Raw genomic sequence first — 20,521 nt, 5'->3', positions numbered from 1 at the left:
ATGCGGCTGACGACCACCGTCAACGGCGAGGAGGTCACCAGGGAGGTCGAGGGCCGGCTGCTGCTGGTGCACTTCCTGCGCGACCACCTCGGACTGACCGGGACCCACTGGGGATGCGACACGAGCAACTGCGGCACGTGTGTGGTGTGGATGGACGGCGAGCCCGTCAAGTCCTGCACGGTGCTGGCGGCGATGGCGGGCGGCCGCGAGGTGCGCACCGTCGAGGACCTGGCCGACGGCGACCGGCTCGACCCGGTGCAGCAGGGGTTCATGGAGTGCCACGGCCTGCAATGCGGGTTCTGCACCCCCGGGATGATGATGACCGCGCGCGCCCTGCTGGACCGCAACCCCGACCCGTCGGAGGGGGAGGTGCGCGAGGCGATCTCCGGGCAGATCTGCCGCTGCACCGGTTACTCCACGATCGTGCGTTCGGTGCGCTGGGCGGCCGAGCACGAGTGCGCCGAGCGTGAGGAGGCCTCGTCGTGACCGCTGTGGAGGAGACCCCCGCCGGCACCGCCGAACCGGTCGGGCACGGCCGGATGCTGCGCAAGGAGGACCCGCGCCTGGTGCGCGGGCGCGGCCGTTTCGTCGACGACGTGCAGCTGCAGGGCATGCTGCACCTGGCGATCCTGCGCGCCCCGATGGCGCACGCCCGCATCGTCTCGATCGACACCGCGGCCGCCGAGGCCCACCCGAAGGTGAAGGCGGTGGTGACGGGCGAGGCCCTGGCGGAGAAGGGTCTGGCGTGGATGCCGACCCTGTCCAACGACGTGCAGGCGGTGCTGGCCACCGACAAGGTCCGGTTCCAGGGCCAGGAGGTGGCGTTCGTGGTGGCCGAGGACCACTACTCGGCACGCGACGCCCTGGAGCTCATCGACGTCGAGTACGACATGCTCGACCCGGTCGTGGACGCACGGCGCGCCCTGGAGCCGGGGAGCCCCGTGGTGCGCGACGACCTCGACGGCAAGGACGACAACCACGTCTTCGACTGGGAGACCGGCGACCGGGCGGCCACCGACGCCGTGTTCGAGCGCGCGGACGTCGTCGTGAGCGAGGACCTGGTCTACCCGCGGGTGCACCCGGCACCGATGGAGACGTGCGGTGCGGTCGCGGACTTCGACTCGGTGGAGGGCCGCCTGACGCTGTGGTCGACCACGCAGGCCCCGCACGCCCACCGGACCCTGTACGCGATGGTGGCGGGGCTGCCCGAGCACAAGATCCGGGTGGTGGCGCCCGACATCGGCGGCGGGTTCGGCAACAAGGTCCCCATCTACCCGGGGTACGTGTGCGCGATCGTCGCGTCGCTGGTCGTGGGGCGCCCGGTCAAGTGGATGGAGGACCGCTCGGAGAACCTGGTCAGCACGGGGTTCGCGCGCGACTACATCATGCGCGGAGAGATCGCCGCGACCAGGGACGGGCGCATCCTCGGGATCCGCACGAACGTGCTCGCCGACCACGGGGCGTTCAACGCGCAGGCGGCCCCGTCGAAGTACCCGGCGGGTTTCTTCGGGGTCTTCACCGGCAGTTACGACATAGAGGCCGCGCACGCCGAGGTCACGGCGGTCTACACGAACAAGGCTCCGGGCGGCGTGGCCTACGCGTGTTCGTTCCGCATCACCGAGGCCGTGTACCTGGTGGAGCGCATCGTGGACTGCCTGGCGCACGAGCTGGAGATGGACCCGGTCGCGCTGCGGTCCAAGAACCTGATCCGGCCCGAGCAGTTCCCGTACACGACCAGGACGGGTTGGGTGTACGACTCCGGCGACTACGAGCCGACGCTGCGGGAGGCCCTGCGTATCTCCGGCTACGACGAGCTGCGCAAGGAGCAGGAGGAGCGCCGCGCACGGGGCGAGCTCATGGGCATCGGCGTCTCGTTCTTCACCGAGGCGGTGGGCGCGGGCCCGCGCAAGAACATGGACATCCTGGGCCTGGGCATGGCCGACGGCTGTGAGCTGCGGGTACACCCGACCGGCAAGGCGGTGGTGCGCCTGTCGGTGCAGACGCAGGGCCAGGGGCACGAGACGACGTTCGCGCAGATCGTCGCGGAGGAGATCGGGATCCCGCCGCAGGACATCGACGTCCTGCACGGCGACACCGACAACACCCCGTTCGGCCTGGGCACCTACGGCAGCCGGTCCACCCCGGTGTCGGGCGCGGCCGCGGCTCTGGTGGCCCGCAAGGTGCGCGACAAGGCCCGGATCATCGCGTCGGGGATGCTCGAGGCCAACGTGACGGACCTGGAGTGGACCAAGGGCGCGTTCGCGGTCAAGGGCGACCCGGACCGTTCCGTCACGATCCAGGAGATCGCGTTGCGCGCGCACGGCGCGGGCGATCTGCCCGACGGGATCGAGGGCGGCCTGGAGGCGCAGGTCTGTTACAACCCGGAGAACCTCACCTACCCGCACGGCGCGTACGTGTGCGTGGTGGACGTGGACCCGGACACCGCGCAGGTGTCGGTGCGCCGGTTCGTGGCCGTGGACGACTGCGGCACGCGCATCAACCCGATGATCATCGAGGGCCAGGTGCACGGCGGTCTGGCCGACGGGGTCGGGATGGCGCTGATGGAGATGATCCCGTTCGACGAGGAGGGCAACTGCCTGGGCGGGTCGTTCATGGACTACCTGCTGCCGACCGCCCTGGAGGTCCCCGACTGGGAGACCGGGCACACGGTCACGCCGTCGCCGCACCACCCGATCGGTGCGAAGGGTGTGGGCGAGTCCGCGACGGTGGGATCCCCGCCGGCGGTGGTCAACGCGGTGGTCGACGCCCTGAAGCCGTTCGGGGTGCGCCACGCAGACATGCCGCTCACGCCCTCGCGGGTGTGGGACGCGATGCGCGGCCGGGCCACGCCGTCGTTCTGAGCCGGTGGTGGCGGGCCGGTCGGGTTCGTGGGCCGGTGCGGCCCGCGCGTGCGGGTCGGCCCGCCCGAGGACGCGGATCCGGTCGGGCCGGGGCTTCGGTCCGGCCCGCCGGGGTCCGGTGGACGAGTCGAGTGGAAGAAGGGTGCCGGGGATGGCGCTGGATCTTGCCGGTCGTGGTCAGGAGCTGATCGCGGACGGGGTCCCGTTCGTGGAGGCCACGGTGGTGCGGGCGCAGGTGCCCGCGCCCGCACGCGCGGGGGACGGCGCGCTCGTGCTGCCGGACGGGTCGATCGAGGGGTTCGTCGGCGGGCAGTGCGCGCGGGGTTCGGTGCGTGAGGCGGCGTTGGCGGCGATCCGGGACCGGAGCAGCGTGCTGTTGCGGGTGGTGCCGGAGGACGGCGGCGCGTTCCCCGACACCCCCGGCGCGCGGGTGGTCGTGAACCCCTGCCTGTCGGGCGGGGCGCTGGAGATCTTCCTGCGCCCGCGGTTGCCGGATCCGGTGATCGCGGTCGTGGGGGACTCCCCGATCGCGGCGGCGCTGGAGGAACTGGGACCGCCGCTGGGCTTCGTCGTGGACCGGGGCGGGGAACCGTCCGGGGCGACCGCGGTCGTGGTGGCCGTGCACGGCGGTGACGAGGCCGGCGCGGTGCGTGCCGCCCTGGACGCCGGCGTGGGGTACGTGGGCCTGGTGGCGAGCCCGCGGCGTGCGGCCTCGGTGCTGGGGCCGTTGGCGTTGACGGAGCAGGAGCGGGAACGTGTGAGTTCGCCCGCGGGGCTGGACATCGGCGCGGCGGGCGCCCCCGAGATCGCGCTGTCGATCCTGGCCGAGCTGGTGCGGGCGGTGCGGCGGGAAGGGCTCCCGGTGCCGTTGGGGCGGCCCACCGGCGGGGGCTCCCGCACGGATGCTGCAGTCGGACCCGAGCCCCCGGGGCCGGCGACGGCCGTGGACCCGGTGTGCGGTATGGCGGTCACCGTGGACACGGGCACCCCGCACCTGGTCGTGGACGGTACGGACGTGTGGTTCTGCTGCCCGGGATGCCGCGACCGGCACGCCGATGCGTCGGGGCAAGGAGGTTCCTCGGAGCACGCCCGGCGGGGCGCGGACCAGGCTCCCGGTGCGGACGTTCCTTCTGTGGGCGCGGGCCGCTCGGGTGTCATCACCGTCCCGGAGGTCCTGGCGGGCGTTCCGGGCCGGATGTCCCCCGAAGAGGAGCTCGGGGAACCGGAACCCGGCGGGTGCTGCGCGGGGGCAGGGAACCCCGACGAGCACGGGTCGAGCACATGAGCGCCGGGCCGGAGAACACGGGCGGAGGTCCCGCGCACACGCCCGCAGCGGCCGTGCACACGAGCGCGAGCCCCGACCACGTCCGCGCCCTCCTGGCCGAGCGTGACCACCTCGTGGACGAGGGCACCGCCACCGCCCTCCACCTGGCACTGGCCCTCCGGCGGCCCCTGCTGTTGGAGGGTGAGCCCGGCGTCGGCAAGACGTCCGCGGCCAAGGCCCTGGCCGGGGCGCTGGGCTCCCCGCTCATCCGGCTCCAGTGTTACGAGGGGTTGTCGGCCGCGGAGGCCCTCTACGAGTGGAACCACCAGCGGCAGCTGCTGGCGGTGCGGTTGGCGGAGGCGCGGGGCGAGCGTCCCGCCGAGACCGACCTGTTCACCGAAGGGTTCCTGCTCGACCGGCCGATCCTGCGCGCGGTGCGCCACCGGGGCGCGGCCCCGGCGGTCCTGCTGGTCGACGAGGTGGACCGCGCGGACGACGAGTTCGAGGCGCTGCTGCTGGAGTTCCTCGGTGAGGCGTCGGTGACCGTCCCGGAACTGGGCACCTTCACCGCCGAGCGCCCTCCGGTGGTGGTGCTGACCTCCAACCGGAGCCGGGACCTGCACGACGCGCTGCGGCGGCGGTGCCTGTACCACTGGTTGGCCTTCCCGGGGCCGGAGCGGGCAGCGGAGATCCTGCGGCGCGCGGTCCCTTCCTCGGGTGCGCCGTTGGTGGAGGCCGCGACAGCGTTCGTCGGCGAGGTGCGCGCCCTGGACCTGGACAAACCTCCGGGGCTGGCCGAGGCGATCGACTGGGTCGCGGCCCTGGGCGCGCTGGGTGTGGGCGAGCTCGTGCGCGACGACGTGGTTCGCACGCTGTCCGCGCTGGTCAAGACCCCCGACGACCGGGAGTGCGTGCAGGGGGCGCTGCCCGGTCTCGTCCCTTCTTCTTCCCCATCGGAACCTACGGAGACCATCACGTGAGGATCGACAACGAGTTCACCGTCGCCGCACCCGCCGACCGGGTGTGGGACCTGTTCACCGACGTGGAGCGGATCGCGCCCTGCATGCCCGGGGCGCAGCTGACCGGTGTGGACGGCGACGTCTACTCCGGGAAGGTGAAGGTCAAGGTCGGGCCGGTCGTGGCCGCCTACCGTGGTACGGCGCGGTTCCTGGAGCAGGACGCCGAGTCGCGGCAGGTGGTCGTGGAGGCGTCGGGCCGGGCCGAGCGCGGGGCGGGCAACGCCGCGGCGACGGTGACCGTGCGGCTGGACGCGCAGGACCCGCAGGACCCGCGACGCACGGGCGTCACGGTCACGACCGACCTGCGGATCACCGGAAAGCTCGCGCAGCTGGGCGGCGGCATGATCAAGGACGTGTCGGAGCGCCTCCTCGGGCAGTTCGTGGAGCGAGTGGAGGCGGAGCTCGCCACCGCCGACGCCGGCCCGGACGTCCCGAGCGCCGCAGGCGCCCCAAGCCCCGCGGGCGACCCAGAGCGCGCAAGCGCCGTAGGCGCCACGGGCGCCACAGGCGTCCCCAACCCCGCAGAGGCCCCAGACACGCCACGTGGCGCGGACGGAACGAGCAGCGGGATCGCCACAGGCGCCGCGAGCAACACGAGCGCCACAGGCGCCTCCGGCGCCATGGGCTCGGCCGACGCCTCCGGCGCTGCGGATACCGACACCTCCCCCGGCACCGGGCCCTCCACCGAAGCAGTCGGCAAGCCCGACAGGGGGACCGACGGCTCGGACAGCACGAGCGGCGCAAGCGCCTCCGGCGCCACAGACGCGGGTGACGCGAGCACCTCCGACACCACAAAGACCCCAAGCACCACAAGCGCCATACATGCTCCAAGCACCCCAGGCGCCGCGAGCAACACAAGCGCCACAAGCGCCGTAGGCGCCAAGGGCCAGACCGACGCCTCCGGCGCTGCAAATGCCGACACCTCCCCCGACGAGACCGACGCTGCCGACCTGGTCAGCAGCTCCCACAAGCCCGACGGTTCGGACAACGCGAACTCCCCGGGCGCCACAAACATCCCGATCAACCCAGGCGCCACAGGCGCCCCGGGCACGGCCGACACCTCCAGCGCTCCAGATGCCCACACCTCCCCCGGGACGTCCTCGGAAGGTGGGGACACCGACACCTCTCCGGGAACGCGTTCCGCATCCTCCGAGGGTCCTGCGGGTCCTGCGGGTCGTGATGGTTCCGGCGAGTCCGCCGACGCCGGAGACATCGCGAGTGGGGCCGGAGCCGCCGACGGAACAGGGCACCAGCCGCAACAGGCGCAGCCGCCCCGGACCGAGGAGGACGGGACGACCGGCCGACCGTCGACCGGCTCGGCCGGGGCCGGGCCGCGCACCATCACCGCCCCCGAACCGGAACCCGTGGACCTCATGGCGGTCTCCGGCGCCGGTCTGACGATCCTGCGACCGGTGCTCGCGATGGCCGCCGCGCTGGTGACGGGCCTCCTCATCGGTTACGCCGTCTGGGGGTGAGCGCGCCGTGACCCTGCTCGCGGGCGTGGACCGGGCCGCGTTCGCCGCGGCGCTGACCGAGAAGCTCCGCAGGCGCGGGGTGCGGGTCGACCTCTCCGCCGCAGCGACACTCACCCGCGCGCTGGCCGCGGGGAACGCAGAGGTCCCGGGCACGCCGGCGCATCCGAGCGTTCCGGCGTCCCCGACCACCCCAGGGACCCCGCGCACCTCCGGACACCTCTACTGGATCACCCGCATCTGTCTGGTGCGGCGCTCCGAGGACCTCCCGGCGTTCGACGCGGTCTTCGCGGAGGTCTTCGGGGAGGCGGTTCCGGCCGACGGGCCCCGGAACCCCCCGTCCTCCGTCCGCACCCGGTCCCGCCCCGACGGCGTTTCCGAGGGCACCGGGGGCGGCACCACGGGCGAGCCGGGCGCGGGGGACGCAGGGCACGGCCGCCCGGTGCGCGGACGCGGGCGCGCACCCCTGCCCTGGGCGACCCCGGCCCCGCACGGACCACCGTCCCCCGCCCGTGTGGCACTGTCGGCGACCGAACAGGAGACGCTGGCGCAGGAACCGTTCGAAACGCTCTCCGACGCGCAGACCGCCCAGCTCGGAACCTGGCTCGCCGGCGCCGTTCCCCACCTGCCGCGGCGCAGGGCCCGGCGCCGGCGTCCGGGACGCGGCGGCGCCCGCGTGGACCTGCGTGCCACCCTCGCCCGGGCCCGGCGCACCGGGTGGGAACCCTGGGAACTGGCCCGGCAGAAACGGGTCCGCCGTCCCAGACGGGTCGTGGTGCTGTGCGACGTGAGCGAGTCCGTCCGCACGCAGTCGGCCGCCCACATGCACCTCATGCGCGCGCTCGTGCGCTCCCCCGCCCGCGCGGAGGCCTTCGCGTTCGCCACCCGTCCGACCCGGCTGACCCCGGTGCTGGCCCACGGCGACGCCGATGCCGCACTGGAACGGGCGTCCGAGGCTGTCACCGACCGGTTCGGGGGCACCCGCATCGCCGGGAGCGTGCGCGAACTCCTCGCCTCCCGCCACGGTGCGGCGTTACGCGGCGCAGTGGTGCTGGTGCTCTCCGACGGCTGGGACGCCGGCCCGCCCGAGGACACCGCGGCGGCGATGGCCCGGCTGCGGCGGCGCGCGCACCGCGTGGTGTGGGCCAACCCCCGAGCCGCGGCCCGGGGGTTCGAGCCGCGGACCGGGGGCATGGCGGCGGCGCTGCCCCACTGCGACGTCTTCCTGCCCGCGCACACGTTCGCGGCCCTGCGGGAGGTCGTCGCCGCCGTGGCGGACCTCCGCAGGCCGCCGGGCGCGCCCCGGCCGTGAGGGCGTGAGAGTGCTCTCGAGGGACAGCGCGAAAACGTCGATCCCCGAGGGCTCAGCTCCACAGGGTGATGTGCACGGCCGGACGGAAGTGCCCCACCGGAACCCCCGTCCCGCGCAGCATCGCCTGGGTGGCGCGGGCGGTCGTGGCGAACCGGACGAACTCGGCCGCCACACCGGGCACCCCGTCCTCCTCCAGGGTCGTCGCGGCCCAGGAACCCGGGGTGCGCACCGGCGGCCCCGACGGCGTGACCAGGGACCCCGACGCCAGGTCCCGTGAGACGGCGAACCCGAGGGCGAGCCCGATGCCCTCGCCCTGCCGCACCCGGTCGAGGGCGGCGGCGTGGCTCTGGAAGACCCGTTGCCGGTGGGCCGGCACCCCGAAACGGCGCAGGATCGACGGGACGAGCCCGCACCGCGCCTTGGCCGAGGGCCCCAGCAACCAGGTGTGTTCTCGCAGGCGGGAGGCGGCCACGCGGCGGCGGGCCAGGGGGTGGCGGGGCGCGAGCACGGTGACCATCTGGAAGTCGAGCACGGTTCGTGCCGCGGTGACGGGCGCCGTCCCGGGTTCCGATCCGGGCCTCGGCCCCGCTTCCGCTCCCCCACCGCCGGGGAGCTCGGCCCCGACGGCGACGTCGACGGCCCGCTGCGCGAGCAGGGAGGGGAGCTCCTCGGGGTCGTGCACGCTGAGTTCGACGTTGAGGTCGTCGGCGCGGCCCACGAACTGTTCGATGAGGCCCGGGGCGGCGTACTCGGCGAACAGGCTGGAGGCGGCCACACGCAGCACGCGTTCGCCGCCTCGGGCGCGGGTGACCTCCGTGAGGGTGCGGTCGTGCAGGCCCAGCATGTCGGCGGCGCGCCCGGCCAGGCGCAGACCTCCGGGGGTGAAGGCGAGCCCGGCCGCGGTGCGGGAGAACAGCGGGTCGCCGAAGAGCTTGCGGAGTTTGCCGACGTGCAGGGACACGGCGGCCTCGGAGACGCCGAGGTCGTGCGCGGCCTCCTTGACCGAACCGAGGCGGGCGACGGCGGAGAACGCCCGGAGCTGGGTGGGGGTCACCGCCGGGCTCCTCGCCGGGGCGTGCACGGGTGTCCTGTGCCTGCCGTGCGTGCGGGACCTGCGGGGGCGGCGGGCAAGGGGTTCGAAAGCCTGGGGGACATGCCGGCCTCTCGGGTGGGGGTGTGCGGTCAAGCTAGAGGAACCCCGTACCGCCCACAAGAGGACTTCGGCCCCTGACCATCCGGGCGGTCCTGCAGAGGACCCACCGCATGCCTTCGGCGTTCCCCGGACCCAGGACCGGGGCCCACGCTCGGAACACACCTGCCGCACGCCCCCTGCGCCCCGGACCTCGCCGGAGGGCAGTGCACCCGCACCACAGGATGCGCACCGGCCACGCCACCCCTGCGCTCCCCCACACGGAAGGGCTGATCCACCCAGAACACCGCGCCCGAACCGGTACAGGCGCCCCGGGCGTCATCGGGCGTTCCCGGGACCGGCCCGTTCAGCCCATCGACGGCGTGTGGGCCGAGGGCAGCCACCAGGGCGGAAAGGGCAGAGGGCAAACGCATGGGCCGCGGTCTGCCGACCGCGGCCCATACCTTTCACAGCGCTCCGGGTCAGGCGCCGCCGAGGGTGGCCCCGGGCACGCGGGTCGCGGTCCAGGCGCCCTCGCCGTCCTCGCGCAGCTCCAGGCCGCCGGCCTCCTCGTCGCCGGGGAAGGCGATGTCGGCGGTGGCGATCTCGGTCTCGCCGTCCAGGTCGGTGCCCATCTCGACCTCGCCGACCTCGATGCCGTCGGCGTCGGGCAAGGACTCGGCGTAGTCGGCGAAGGCGGCGCCGCAGTCGTCGGCCTCCTGCGTCTGGGCGACGAGGTCCTGCGCGGGCTCGTCGAGCAGGGCGCAGCCGGCCTCGCCGTCGCGGTCGCGCACGGCCTGGGCGAAGTCCTCGGCGGCCTGCTCCGCCGCGGCGGTGCCGTCGTCCTGCTCGGGGGCGGCCTCGGCCCCGTCGTCGCCTCCGCACCCGGTCAGGGCCAGGGTGAGGGCGATGGGGGCGGCGGCCAGGAAGGTGCGTCGCACGGGGGTGATGCCTCGCATGGGGGTTGTGCCTTTCGTTGAGCGGGGGGAAAGACGTGTGAATTGCGCATCATTGTTACAGCATTCGCCCGACTCGTGACTACTTGTGCAGACAGGAGGGTGCGCGAGCCCTCGTCGGACACCGTTCCACCCGGGCCGGGGTTGTCCCCTCCGGCGACCTCTGGTGGGATGGAGTGTGGCCCGCATCACCCAATGTCGTGTACGGGCAGCACACGAGACTTTCTGGACTTTCTGGCGCGAAGGACGGTCGGCGTTGCCGTGCGTCCGCGCCGGAGGTGAACATGACCTATCCGCTTCGGGAGAGCCGGAGGTCCGACCCGTTCGCGGAGATCCCTCCCGACGTGGGCGTTCCCCTGCGCGCCCTGGTCCCGGCGATGGCCGAAGAGGCGCTCGACGGTATCCGGCACCGGGCCGAGGGGCACGGCGCACCCCTGGAACCCGAGGAGTCCGAACAGCTCCACGCACTGCTGACCACCGCGCTCGGATCGTTCCTGGAACGGGTGGAGCACCCCGCCGGCGCCGAGGAGCGGGCCGAGGGCCTGGCGGCACAGTTCCGTGCCTACGGCGAGCACGAGGCCCGCTTCGGCCGCACCCTGGAGTGCCTGCACACGGCGATGCGCACCACCGCCGCCGTCGCGTGGCGGCACATGGCCGACTCCGATCCGCGCACGCACCGGTACATGGGCCCGATCGGCGAGGCGATCTTCGCGTTCCAGGAGGAGATCTCCACCGCGGCCGCGCAGGGGCACGCGCGGGTGCGCGGCGCCGGGGTGGACGCCCTGCGCCGCCGCCGGACCCGCCTGTCCCGGGTCCTGCTGGGCGAGACAGGAACCGAGTACGACGCGCGCGCCGTCAGCGGCCTGGCCCGTGCCGCGCGGTGGCGGGTGCCCGAGCGGGTGGCGGTGGCGCTGCTGCACCAGGAGGGCCAGGTCGAACCGGCTCCGCTGCTCCCGGGCGAGGTGTTGGTGGACCTGGACCGGGCCGAGCCCCGCGCGCTCGTACCCGACCCCGAGGGCCCGGGTCGGCCGCGGGCGTTGGAGCGGGTCTTCCGCGGGTTCGGGGTCGTGCTGGGGCCGAGCGTGCCCCTGGGGCGTGCGCCGGAGTCCCTGGTCCGCGCCCGTGACCTGGCCGAACTGGTGGGGTCGGGGGTCGTCGCCGGCGGGGACGTGGTGCGCTGGGACGACCACCTTCCGGAACTGCTTCTCTCACGCGACACGGGGCTCGTGGGGGCGATGGCGCGCGCCCGCCTCGCACCGCTCTCGGGGCTGCGCGAACAACAGCGCGAGCGCATGGCGGACACGCTGCTGGCGTGGTTGGAGTCCGGGTTCAACGCGAACGAGGCCGCCGAACGCCTGCAGATCCACCCGCAGACCGTGCGGTACCGGATGCGGCAGCTGGAAGGGCTGTTCGGCGAGCGCCTGCGCGACCCGGCCGAGCGGTTCGAGCTGGAACTCGTGTTGCGGGCCCGGCGCCTGCTCGGTCCCTTGGAGGACTGACCCGGTACACAAGCTGCGCCCGCCCGAACCCGGAGGCGGGCAGGCCGCTGCCCGGAACCCGTGTGGCACGGCTCCGGCCATCACCGCACCGATCCGGGTCGGCCCGCGAGCCGACCTGGTGCGGGCGCGCCGGGGCACACCCGCACCGCACGTTCAGGACCGAACCGGGGCGAGGGCGCGCACGACGGCGGCGGGGTCGGTTCCGGGCGGGGTGATGGGCGCGATCGCGGGCGTGGTGACCCCGTTCTCGACGTAGGCCTGCACCCGTTCGCGGCACTGCTCCGCGGGCCCGTGCACGATGAGGTCGTCGACGACGGAGTCCGGGATCGCGGCCAGCGCGCCCTTGCGGTCGCCCTCCTCCCACTTCTTCCACATGGGGCCGAGCTCCTCGCGCCCCAGCCACTCGTGGAAGGCCCGGTAGACCGGGACGTTGAGGTAGGCCGAGATCGCCCAGCGCCCGATGTTGCGCGCGGTCTCGGCGTCGGTGTCGGGCACGACGAAGATCCGCGCGACGATCTCCTTGTCCTCGCCGTACTGGCGCACGTGCGGGGCGACGGTGCGCACGTCCTCGGCGGAGAGCCAGTTGATGATGGCGCCGTCGCCCTCGCGGCCGGCGAGCCGCAGCATGCCCTGGCGAAGCGCGGCGACGAGGATCGGGGGGCTCTGCTCGGGCGGTGTGGCGAGCTTGAAGCCGTTGACGGAGAACGTGTCGTAGTCGGCCTTGACCTTCTCCCCGGTCAGTGCGGTGCGCAGGAAACGCACCGTGTCCCGCATGCGCTTGTACGGCTCCTCGAACGGGATCGAGTTCCACCGCTCGACGATCACGTTGGAGGACGTGCCCACCCCGAGCGCGAACCGCCCGGGCGCGGCCGCGGCGAGGCTCGCGGCGCTCATGGCCAGGGTGGCGGGGCCGCGTGTGTACACGGGCACGATCGCGGTGCCGAGCCGCAGCTGCGGGGCCCACTGGCTCGCGAGGACGAGCGGGGTGAAGGCGTCGTTGCCGTTGGCCTCGGCCGACCACACGTCGGTGTAGCCGAGGTCGGGCATGCGCTGGAAGAGGTCCTTCTGGTCGAGGAGGGACAGTCCTTCGAACGGAACGGTGATACCCCAGCGGGGGGTGGTCATGGCGTCTCCCTGTGGGTCGGGTGTCCCTGGAGACCATACCGCCCGGTCGGTTTGTTGACACCCCCTGGCGGTCTTCCCGATCCTTCCCCGGGGCACGCCCCTGATACCCCGCGCGCCGCACCGCCGCCCCGCCCCACCACGTGTGAATCAAGGGCCGCTGGGGCGTATGTTCGTAACCGAAGGCACACCCGAAGCGAACGAAGGAGGCCCAGCCAGTGGCCACGCCACCCTCCCCCTACGACTTCCTGCCGGAGGTCCCGTCGTTCACGGTCACGAGCACCGACGTGGCCGAGGGCCAGACCCTGCCCAAGCCGCAGGTCAGCGGGATCATGGGCGCCGGCGGCGAGGACGTCTCGCCGCAGCTGTCCTGGAGCGGGTTCCCGGAGGGCACCCAGAGCTTCGCCGTCACCTGCTTCGACCCGGACGCCCCCACCGCCAGCGGTTTCTGGCACTGGGCGGTCGCCAACATCCCCGCCGGCGTCACGGAGCTGGCCTCCGGCGCGGGTGACGGCTCGGGCCTGCCCGAGGGCGCGGTGACCCTGCGCAACGACGCCGGGAGCCACCGCTACATCGGCGCCGGTCCGCCTCCCGGGCACGGTCCGCACCGCTACATGTTCGCCGTGCACGCGGTGGACGTGCCCCGCCTCGAGGTCGACGAGTCGGCGAGCCCGGCCTTCCTCGGCTTCAACCTGTTCTCGCACACGCTGGCCCGGGCGATCATCACCCCGGTCTACGAGCAGTAACGGCGCCGGCCCGCAGCAGCGGCGCGACCGTCCGGAACGTCGGCCGGGACCTGTTCGGTCTCCGGCGACCGGGCATTCGCCGAGCGGGCCCAGAGGGCGGGCGGTGGTCTCCCCGGCCACCGTCCGCCCTCACCCTTTCCTCCCGGGGGCTCTGGGTACACGCGCGAGACCCCCGAAAGGTTCACGTCCGACAATCACCCAACCGGAACCGGCCATTCCTCCACCCGTCCGGCTTTTCGGCGTTACTCTCTGTGGCCTGACCAGCCTCCCTGTCTCCCAGACCGCCTCGAGGGGTGCACCGGTGCCAGACCAGACAGCGACGCGACCGACCGTCGTGGTGACCACCGCCGGCTCGGCGCCCACACCGGGCACCATCCTCCACCTGCGGTCCAGAGGGTTCCGTGTGGTGGCCACCGACGTCGATCCGACCGCCCCCGGCCTGTACCTGGCCGACCGCGGATGTCTGGTCCCGCCCGGCGACAGCGAGGCGTTCCTGCCCCGGATGCGGCAGTTGGTCGCCGAGGAGGAACCCGTCGCGGTGATCCCGCTCGTCGACGAGGAACTCCTGGCGGTCGGCACGCTCGAGGGCCCGGCCACGACCGTGCTCCTGCCCCGCCCCGAGTTCGTCCGGACCTGCCTGGACAAGTACGTGCTCATGCGCGAGCTCGAGGCCGCCGGCGTCGGTGTTCCGCGCACCTGGACCGCCTCCCGGTGGCCCGTGCAGGCCGCCGGCGCCCCGCCGGAGGGACTGGTCGTCAAACCCCGCAGCGGACGCGGCAGCCGCGGGGTCGCCTTCGTCGACTCCGCCCGTGACCTGGCCCGGGTCGTGGCCGAGAGCGGGTACCCCGCCGACGACCTCATCGTGCAGGAGCGCATCACCGGCCCCGAGTACACCGTCTCCGTCGTCGTGTGGCGCGACGGCGGGGTGCAGGCGGTGGTGCCCAAGGAGGTCGTGCTCAAGCAGGGCGTCACCAAGTACGCCGTGACCCGGCGGAACCAGGCGGTGATCGAGGCCTGCCGCGCGGTGCAGCGGGCCCTGCGCGCCGACGGGCCCTTCAACGTGCAGCTGTGCCTGGACCCGGAGGGCCGGCCGCGTGTATTCGAGATCAACCCGCGTTTCTCCTCGACCGCGGCGCTGACCGTGGCGTCCGGGGTCGACGAGATCGCCGGGCTGCTGCACCAGGCGACGGCGGGCGGTCCCCGGCTCCGCGACGACTGGCAGGAGGGTGTGGCCATGGTGCGGCGCTGGACCGACGAGTTCCTGAGCGAGACCCAGTTCGCCTCCCACGGGATCTCGCCGGCCTCCCCGCCCGCGGCGCCGCCCGCGCGCGAGGGTGTCCCGGCCGACCACCGCGCCCCGGTGCGTGCGCGGTGACCGCCCCGGAGACCCATCCGCTGTCGGAGTCCCTGGCCTCGGCCGTCACCGGGGTCGGGGCCCTGCTGCGCACGTGGCGCGAGGACCCGGCGAGCCTGGACGGCGTCTGGGAGGGCAGCCAGTTCAAGGCCCGCGCGGACACCATGGCGCACCGGGCGCTGAGCGAGCGGCTCGCGGCGATCGACCCGACCATCCCGGTGCTGAGCGAGGAGGATCCGGCGAGCCTGCCCCGGTACCGGCCCTCGCGTTACTGGCTCATCGACCCCATCGACGGCACCGCCAGTTACACGCACGGGTTCGCCGGTTACGTCACCCAGGCCGCGCTCATCATCGGCGAACGCCCCGAGGTGGCGGCGGTGCACGCACCCGACAGCGACACCCTCTACACGGCCGTGCGGGGCCGGGGTGCCCGCCGCGACGGGGTTCCGATGCCGCCGTTGGGTTCCTGTCCGCCGGGTACGGGGGTGCTCACCGACAACACCCCGGAACCGCGCGGGGTGGCGCTGCAGGTGCAGGAGCGGTTCGGTTACGGCCGGTACCTGGAGAGCGGCAGTATCTCCCTGAAGCTGTGCCGGATCGCCGAGGGCGCCGCGCACCTGTTCGTCAAGGACGTCCCCGTCCGCGACTGGGACGTGGCCGCGCCGGCGCTGCTGCTCTCGGAGGTGGGCGGGCACGTGACCCGGCTCGACGGGGGCGGGTTCGGCTTCCGCGGACCGTGGGAGCACACCGGCCTCGTCGCCGCCGCCGACCCCTCCACGGGGCGGCAGGTCGCGCACTGGTTGGCGAACTGACCGGGGGCTGGAACGCGCTTCACCGAACCTTGGCCCGGGCGCCCGAAAGTGGCGCCCACAAGGCCTTTCCGCGCCCCGGCGTGGCACGTATCGTGTGGGCACCAGCTCGCACCTGTGGGGGTGGGAAGTGCAGGACCAACGTCTGCCGCTGAAACAGATACGAGCCTCCGACGGCGAACGCGACCTCACCGTCGAACGCCTCACACGTGCCTTCGTCGAGGGCCGCCTCGACCGCGACGAGTACGAACGCCGGGTCGGGGTGGCGTTGGGTGCGGTGCGCCTGGGAGAGCTCAACCCCCTCACCGCCGACCTCCCGCGCCCCACGTCCTCGGGTCGGCGCCCCCGGTTCAACGAGACGCGGCGCGGCGGCGACGCCGGTTCGTGGATGATCCCGCTGCGCGAGTGGAAAGAGGAGTGGCGCTGGTGGGGCGGTGCCGCCGCGGTACTCACGGGCCTGTGGGGCGTGACCAGCCTGGTGGGCGGGGTCCTGCTCCCCTTCTGGCCCGCGGTTCCCCTCGCGATCTGGGCGACGCTGCTTCTGGTGTCGGCGGTGGACCCCAGGCAGAGCTCCTGAGGGTGTTGCGTGGCGGGCACGGCTCCCCAGGGCACGGCGATCCGCCGGAGACCCGGTCTCAGCCGACGGCGTGCAGCCAGCGCACGGGGGCGCCGTCACCCGCGTAACGGAACGGTTCGAGCTCCTCGTCCCAGGCCTTGCCGGTGAGCAGGTCGAGCTGGGTGGCGAGGTCGATCCCCCCGGCGGCGGCCTGTTCGGCGGCCGCGCGCAGGCGGCCTTCGGGCACGAGGACCTCGCCGGCGGCGCTCATGATGGAGGTGAACATGCCGAGAGAGGGTGTGTAGCTGTAGCGGACACCGTCACAGCCGGGCGATCCCTCCTCGGTCACCTCGAACCGCAGCCGCTGCCACGCGTTGAGGGCCGAGGCCACGGCCCCGGCCGTTCCGGGCTTTCCCTGCCAGTTGAGCTCGGCCCGGTGGTTTCCTGGGGCCGCCGGCTGGGCGACCCAATCGAGTTTGACGGGCACTCCGACGACACCCGCGACCGCCCACTCGACGTGTGGGCACAGCGCCGCGGGCGCGGAGTGGACGTACAAGACGCCACGTGCGGACACCGAACCTCCTGATACGAACGAGTGCGCTTCCCCGACGCCCTCGTACCACGAGAAGGTTGCATACCCGCCTTGATGCGTTTGCCCCATTGTGCCGCAAGGGCACCTGGAGAACCAGCGGTCACGCTGGTCGTTTTCCTGCGTTACCCCCGTGCCCGAGGGTCTCAGCGGTTACCGTGAGCTTCATAAGGGCAGGGAGTCCGATCATAATGGGGGCGGTTGTGCCAGACCAGCCGGGTGAGGGCACACACGGCACGGACGAGCCATGGAAAACGGTACTTTCGACCACATCCGAGGGTAAAACCCCGCCCGAATTGCCGGTTCCGGCCAGAACGGACGAGGACGACGGTGCCCTGGTCGCCCGAGCGCGGGAGGGCGACGCCGACGCCTGGACGGTCATCGTCGACCGGCACCTGCCCATGGTCAACGCCATCGCGAGCTCCTACCGCCTGGGCTCGCCCGACCGCGAGGACGCCGTGCAGACCGTGTGGCTGACCCTCAACCAGCACCTGCCCCACCTGCACTCACCGCACCACCTGCGCCACTGGCTGCGCCGGGTCACCCGTTCCACGTGTGCGCGCCAACGCCGCAACGGCCTCGGTCTGCATCCCGTGGACCCGCACGCGCTGGCGGCGAGGCGCCCGGACGACAGTTCCGACGAGCTGGACCCCGAGGCGCTGTACCTGCGCAAGGAGGTGCACGAAGCGTTGCACCGCGCCCTGGGCACCCTCACCGATCCCGCCGACCGGCGTGCGGCCCGCTACTACCTCGGTCAGGCCCACCCCGGCGAGACCACACCCGTGGAGCGGCGGCGGCTCAAGCGCCGGCTCCACCGAATCCTCAGGGAGGACCGTTGAACCAGCGTTCCGCGCACACGGGAGACCTGCGGGGCCGGGCCGCCGCCCTGGCGGCCTTCGACCGCTCCGACGACCGGCGGGGGCACGCGCCGCTCGCCGCGGAGCACCGGCCCGACCCCGAGCCCGTGCGGGACCGGGGGCCGGAGCTGCTCACCCACCTGCGGTTCGACCACGACGTGTTCACCCTGGACGTGTGGGTGCGGGCCGAGGGCGGGATGCGTTCGCTGTCCGGGCAGGTCGTGGAGGAGGACCCGGACTACCCCAGAGCCCGGGTGCAGGTGCGCAGGCCGGACCGCACGCTCGGGCGGCGGGTGGCGCTCGACGGTTCCTTCGGTGTCACGGACCTCGCGCCCGGGCCGGTGAGCCTGGTGGTGGAGTACAGGGAGTACCGCCACGACAGCTCGATCGTGACGGACTGGTTCACCGTCTGACCCACGCGTGCCCCAGCACCACGCCCCCGCATCTCACGCGCACCCAGCGCCCCGGCCCTCCCCGCCGGCTCCCACCTCCCGGCACCACCCTCGGTGCCGCCCAGGCCCAGCGCCTCCCCCGCGCGCCCCGCGCGCAGACGCACCCCCGCCTCCGCAGGCCCGCGCTGCGTGCACAAGCCCCGCACGCACCTCGCGCACGCACCACGCACTGCGCACCACGCACGCGACATGCCCCATGCGCTGCCCGCGGGGTGCGCTCAGCGCAGGTTTCGGGGGACGGGTGTTCCAGGCGCGCGTCCCGGAATGAGCGGCCGGGCTCCGCGCCTCCACCGGACGTCTCGTCGTCCACCAGTGACACACGTCGGAGGCGGCACCGTGCGGCTCTGCTCGTGCGCATCACGGGACACGGGGGCACGTCGCGCACCGCGGGTGCCACCGACAACAGAAGCGGACGTGCCGAACCCGAGTCACGGGACACGCAGAAACCACGTTCACGCGCGACCCCTTGTCCGGGTTCGGAACGGTTCGCACCCCGCGGCTGCGACGAGTTCCGCCCGAGGCCTCCCCATACGGCGTGTGACCTGCACACACTGGAAGCGCTTCGGCCCGACACCGTGGAAAGAAGGCCACGTTGGTCACGCGTTCCCCTGCCCCCGCACACGCAGCCGCACTGATCTCCGGCCACACCCTGCTCAGGCAGGTGTCCGAGGGCGTCCGACTCGCCCAGGACGGCCGGTTCGAGGACACCGTCACCCTCCTCGACGAAACCCAGTCCCGATTGCGCCGCCATCCCCTCTCACGGGTCGCGGCGGTCCTTCCCGGAACCCTCGCCAACCTCGGGCTCGCGCAGAGCCTCTGCGGCCGCTTCGACGCCGCACGCGACCACCTCCAGGAGGCACGCTCCCGGGCCGAAGAACACGGCCTGGGCGTCCTGGACCTCGTGATCCGCCAGAACCTGGGCTGCCTGGCCCTGCACCGGGGCGACAGCACGGCGGCGATCGGCCTCTTCCACGACCTGCTGCCGCGCATGCCCGCCGACCGCAGCGAGGCACTCTACGTGGACCTGGCCGAGGCCCTGCTGAGCGAGGGGCTCCTCCAAGAAGCGTCCGAGGCCCTGGGTGACGGGTCCTCCGCGGGCCCGACGGCGCACCTGCGGGAGGCCACCCTCCGCCTGCTCGAGGGGGACCCCTGGTACGCCCGCGACGCCGGCCTGCAGGTCCGGCAACAGCACGGTCCCGGATCACTCTGGTCCCGCTTCGCCGACCGCCTCGTGCGCCGGGCCGCGCGCCGCCCCTCCGTCCGCAGGCGCGGGGCCTGTCCCCTGCCCGCGTCCGCCGCGCCCCCGCCGCACACCGTGCGCACCGCGCTGCACCAGGCCCTGTCCGCGGGTGCGGCCGAGACGGCGCTGGAGTGGGCCGAACTCCGCTGCAGCTGGACCTCACCCCTGGTCCCCGGCCCGGACGCCACGCCCGGACCCGCACACACCGACTCCTACCGGGACGCGCACGCACGCGCGGGCGCGGCCGCGGCCCAGGCGCGGGCCCACGCCTGGGAGAGGTCCCGACGCCGCACGTTCTACGCCCGGCACGTCCAGCGCGCGCTGTGTCCCCCGAGCGGGCCGGTGCAACCGCCGACCCGCCAGGAACCCTGGAACCCGGTGACCGGAACACTCCACGCCCGACTGGGCGAGCGCGCCTACGTGCGTTACGTGCAGGTCGACGACCGCGCCTGGGCCCTGGTCGTGGCGGACGGAACCGTCCGGGCCGTCCCCCTCGGCCCGGCGGCACGGGCAGCCACACGGGCCACGCGCTTCACCCACTGCGCCCCGGTCGACCCGGACCTCCCGAGGGCGGCCGACGAAGCGGGCAAGGTCCTGCTCGGCCCGGTGTTGGAGACCATCGGCGACCGTCCGCTGGTGCTGTCGTGGGAACCCTTCCTCGGCGAACCGCCGTGGGGCGCGCTCCCCGCCCTGCGCGGCCGACCGTTGTCCCTGGTCCCGTCGGCGCGCGCGTGGGTGGCACGTCCGGAGGGGCTCCCGGCCCTGGACCGGGTCCTGCTCGCGGCGGGTCCGGTACTGCCCGGGGCGGCCGAGGAGGTGGAGGCGCTGGCCCGCCTCTATCCACAGGCCCGGGTGCTCTCCGGAACCAGGGCCCGGCCTCGGGCGGTCCTGGAGTCGATGGGCGACGCCGACCTGGCGCACCTTGCCGGACACGGGCACGTCCCCGACCGCGCGGCGATGCTGGCGTCGGTGGAGCTGGACGGCGCCCCGCTGCTGGCCTGCGACCTGGCCGGCCTCGACCGGGTCCCGTCGGTGGTCACGTTGGCCACGTGCTGGAACGGTGGGGCGTTCGGGCACCGTTCCGGCCCGCCGCTGGGCTTCGTGGGGGCGTTGTTGGCCCGGGGTGCGCGCGCCGTGGTGGCCAGCCCCGTCCCCGTGCGCGACACCGAGACGGGCTCGGCCATGCGGCGGTTCCACCGGGCCCTGGCCGCGGGGACGCCCGTGCCCGAGGCGGTCGCTCTCCACCTCGGGCGTTCGGGGTTCTGCTGCTACGGCGGGTGAGGT

The 20,521-nt window shown here is 73.7% G+C and carries 18 protein-coding genes; 14 read left to right on the top strand and 4 right to left on the bottom strand.

Annotated features, from left to right (window positions below; genetic code table 11):
- From IDM40_RS07835 to IDM40_RS07810, 6 genes are all read left to right on the top strand, one after another.
- Complete coding sequence (locus IDM40_RS07835) at positions 1 to 486, top strand: (2Fe-2S)-binding protein (RefSeq protein ID WP_193121247.1); 486 nt, start codon at positions 1 to 3, stop codon at positions 484 to 486.
- A complete protein-coding gene (locus tag IDM40_RS07830; protein ID WP_193121246.1) occupies positions 483 to 2,861 on the top strand; it encodes an aerobic carbon-monoxide dehydrogenase large subunit in 2,379 nt (792 codons plus the stop codon). The genes IDM40_RS07835 and IDM40_RS07830 overlap by 4 nt, the downstream gene beginning before the upstream one ends.
- 151 nt (positions 2,862 to 3,012) lie before the next feature.
- The gene (locus tag IDM40_RS07825; protein ID WP_193121245.1) at positions 3,013 to 4,146 is read left to right on the top strand and encodes an XdhC family protein; all 1,134 of its coding nucleotides are present in this window, start codon (positions 3,013 to 3,015) and stop codon (positions 4,144 to 4,146) included.
- The gene (locus IDM40_RS07820) at positions 4,143 to 5,105 is read left to right on the top strand and encodes an AAA family ATPase (RefSeq protein ID WP_193121244.1); all 963 of its coding nucleotides are present in this window, start codon (positions 4,143 to 4,145) and stop codon (positions 5,103 to 5,105) included. Before IDM40_RS07825 ends, IDM40_RS07820 begins: the two co-directional genes overlap by 4 nt.
- Positions 5,102 to 6,619 carry an SRPBCC domain-containing protein gene (locus IDM40_RS27865; protein WP_328806963.1) on the top strand — a complete coding sequence of 506 codons (1,518 nt, stop codon included), beginning with the start codon at positions 5,102 to 5,104 and terminating at the stop codon, positions 6,617 to 6,619. Before IDM40_RS07820 ends, IDM40_RS27865 begins: the two co-directional genes overlap by 4 nt.
- Before the next feature lie 7 nt (positions 6,620 to 6,626).
- Positions 6,627 to 7,928, top strand: coding sequence for a vWA domain-containing protein (locus tag IDM40_RS07810; RefSeq protein WP_328806962.1), 1,302 nt, complete (start codon positions 6,627 to 6,629; stop codon positions 7,926 to 7,928).
- A 52-nt stretch (positions 7,929 to 7,980) separates the two neighbouring features.
- Here IDM40_RS07810 and IDM40_RS07805 read toward each other — a convergent pair whose 3' ends face one another.
- On the bottom strand, positions 7,981 to 8,982 hold the full coding sequence (locus IDM40_RS07805) for a LysR family transcriptional regulator (RefSeq protein WP_193121243.1): 1,002 nt from the start codon (positions 8,980 to 8,982) through the stop codon (positions 7,981 to 7,983).
- A 557-nt stretch (positions 8,983 to 9,539) separates the two neighbouring features.
- Positions 9,540 to 10,016: a hypothetical protein gene (locus IDM40_RS07800; protein ID WP_193121242.1), complete on the bottom strand. Its 477-nt coding sequence runs from the start codon at positions 10,014 to 10,016 to the stop codon at positions 9,540 to 9,542.
- A gap of 281 nt (positions 10,017 to 10,297) precedes the next feature.
- On the opposite strand from IDM40_RS07800, the gene IDM40_RS07795 reads away from it, so the two are divergent.
- Positions 10,298 to 11,512 (top strand): PucR family transcriptional regulator, encoded by a 1,215-nt coding sequence (locus tag IDM40_RS07795; protein WP_193121241.1) that lies wholly within the window; start codon positions 10,298 to 10,300, stop codon positions 11,510 to 11,512.
- 153 nt (positions 11,513 to 11,665) lie between these two features.
- Here IDM40_RS07795 and IDM40_RS07790 read toward each other — a convergent pair whose 3' ends face one another.
- Complete coding sequence (locus IDM40_RS07790) at positions 11,666 to 12,637, bottom strand: LLM class F420-dependent oxidoreductase (protein ID WP_193121240.1); 972 nt, start codon at positions 12,635 to 12,637, stop codon at positions 11,666 to 11,668.
- A 215-nt stretch (positions 12,638 to 12,852) separates the two neighbouring features.
- Between IDM40_RS07790 and IDM40_RS07785 the strand changes: the two genes are divergently transcribed.
- The 4 genes from IDM40_RS07785 to IDM40_RS07770 all read left to right on the top strand — a co-directional run bounded on the left by IDM40_RS07785 (position 12,853) and on the right by IDM40_RS07770 (position 16,120).
- Complete coding sequence (locus IDM40_RS07785) at positions 12,853 to 13,380, top strand: YbhB/YbcL family Raf kinase inhibitor-like protein (RefSeq protein WP_193121239.1); 528 nt, start codon at positions 12,853 to 12,855, stop codon at positions 13,378 to 13,380.
- A 334-nt stretch (positions 13,381 to 13,714) separates the two neighbouring features.
- Positions 13,715 to 14,755, top strand: coding sequence for an ATP-grasp domain-containing protein (locus IDM40_RS07780; protein ID WP_193121289.1), 1,041 nt, complete (start codon positions 13,715 to 13,717; stop codon positions 14,753 to 14,755).
- Entirely contained in the window at positions 14,752 to 15,546 is a 795-nt protein-coding gene (locus IDM40_RS07775) for an inositol monophosphatase family protein (protein ID WP_193121238.1), read from the top strand. Before IDM40_RS07780 ends, IDM40_RS07775 begins: the two co-directional genes overlap by 4 nt.
- A gap of 127 nt (positions 15,547 to 15,673) precedes the next feature.
- Positions 15,674 to 16,120, top strand: a complete 447-nt coding sequence (locus IDM40_RS07770; protein ID WP_193121237.1) for a DUF1707 SHOCT-like domain-containing protein — start codon at positions 15,674 to 15,676, stop codon at positions 16,118 to 16,120.
- Positions 16,121 to 16,178: 58 nt separating this feature from the next.
- Here the strand turns inward: IDM40_RS07770 and IDM40_RS07765 are convergent, their stop codons facing one another.
- Positions 16,179 to 16,673 (bottom strand): DUF3145 domain-containing protein, encoded by a 495-nt coding sequence (locus tag IDM40_RS07765; RefSeq protein WP_193121236.1) that lies wholly within the window; start codon positions 16,671 to 16,673, stop codon positions 16,179 to 16,181.
- 311 nt (positions 16,674 to 16,984) lie between these two features.
- Here IDM40_RS07765 and IDM40_RS07760 point away from each other — a divergent pair, with 311 nt between their 5' ends.
- From IDM40_RS07760 to IDM40_RS07750, 3 genes are all read left to right on the top strand, one after another.
- A complete protein-coding gene (locus IDM40_RS07760; RefSeq protein ID WP_193121235.1) occupies positions 16,985 to 17,527 on the top strand; it encodes an RNA polymerase sigma factor in 543 nt (180 codons plus the stop codon).
- Positions 17,524 to 17,958, top strand: a complete 435-nt coding sequence (locus tag IDM40_RS07755; RefSeq protein WP_193121234.1) for a hypothetical protein — start codon at positions 17,524 to 17,526, stop codon at positions 17,956 to 17,958. Before IDM40_RS07760 ends, IDM40_RS07755 begins: the two co-directional genes overlap by 4 nt.
- Positions 17,959 to 18,589: 631 nt before the next feature.
- Entirely contained in the window at positions 18,590 to 20,518 is a 1,929-nt protein-coding gene (locus tag IDM40_RS07750; RefSeq protein WP_193121233.1) for a CHAT domain-containing protein, read from the top strand.
- Positions 20,519 to 20,521 lie beyond the last annotated feature (3 nt).

Source organism: Nocardiopsis coralli (assembly GCF_014892575.1).
GTDB classification, from domain to species: domain Bacteria; phylum Actinomycetota; class Actinomycetes; order Streptosporangiales; family Streptosporangiaceae; genus Nocardiopsis; species Nocardiopsis coralli.
Note: the sequence above shows the minus strand (reverse complement) of the source record. Positions and strands in the feature narration are given on the sequence as shown.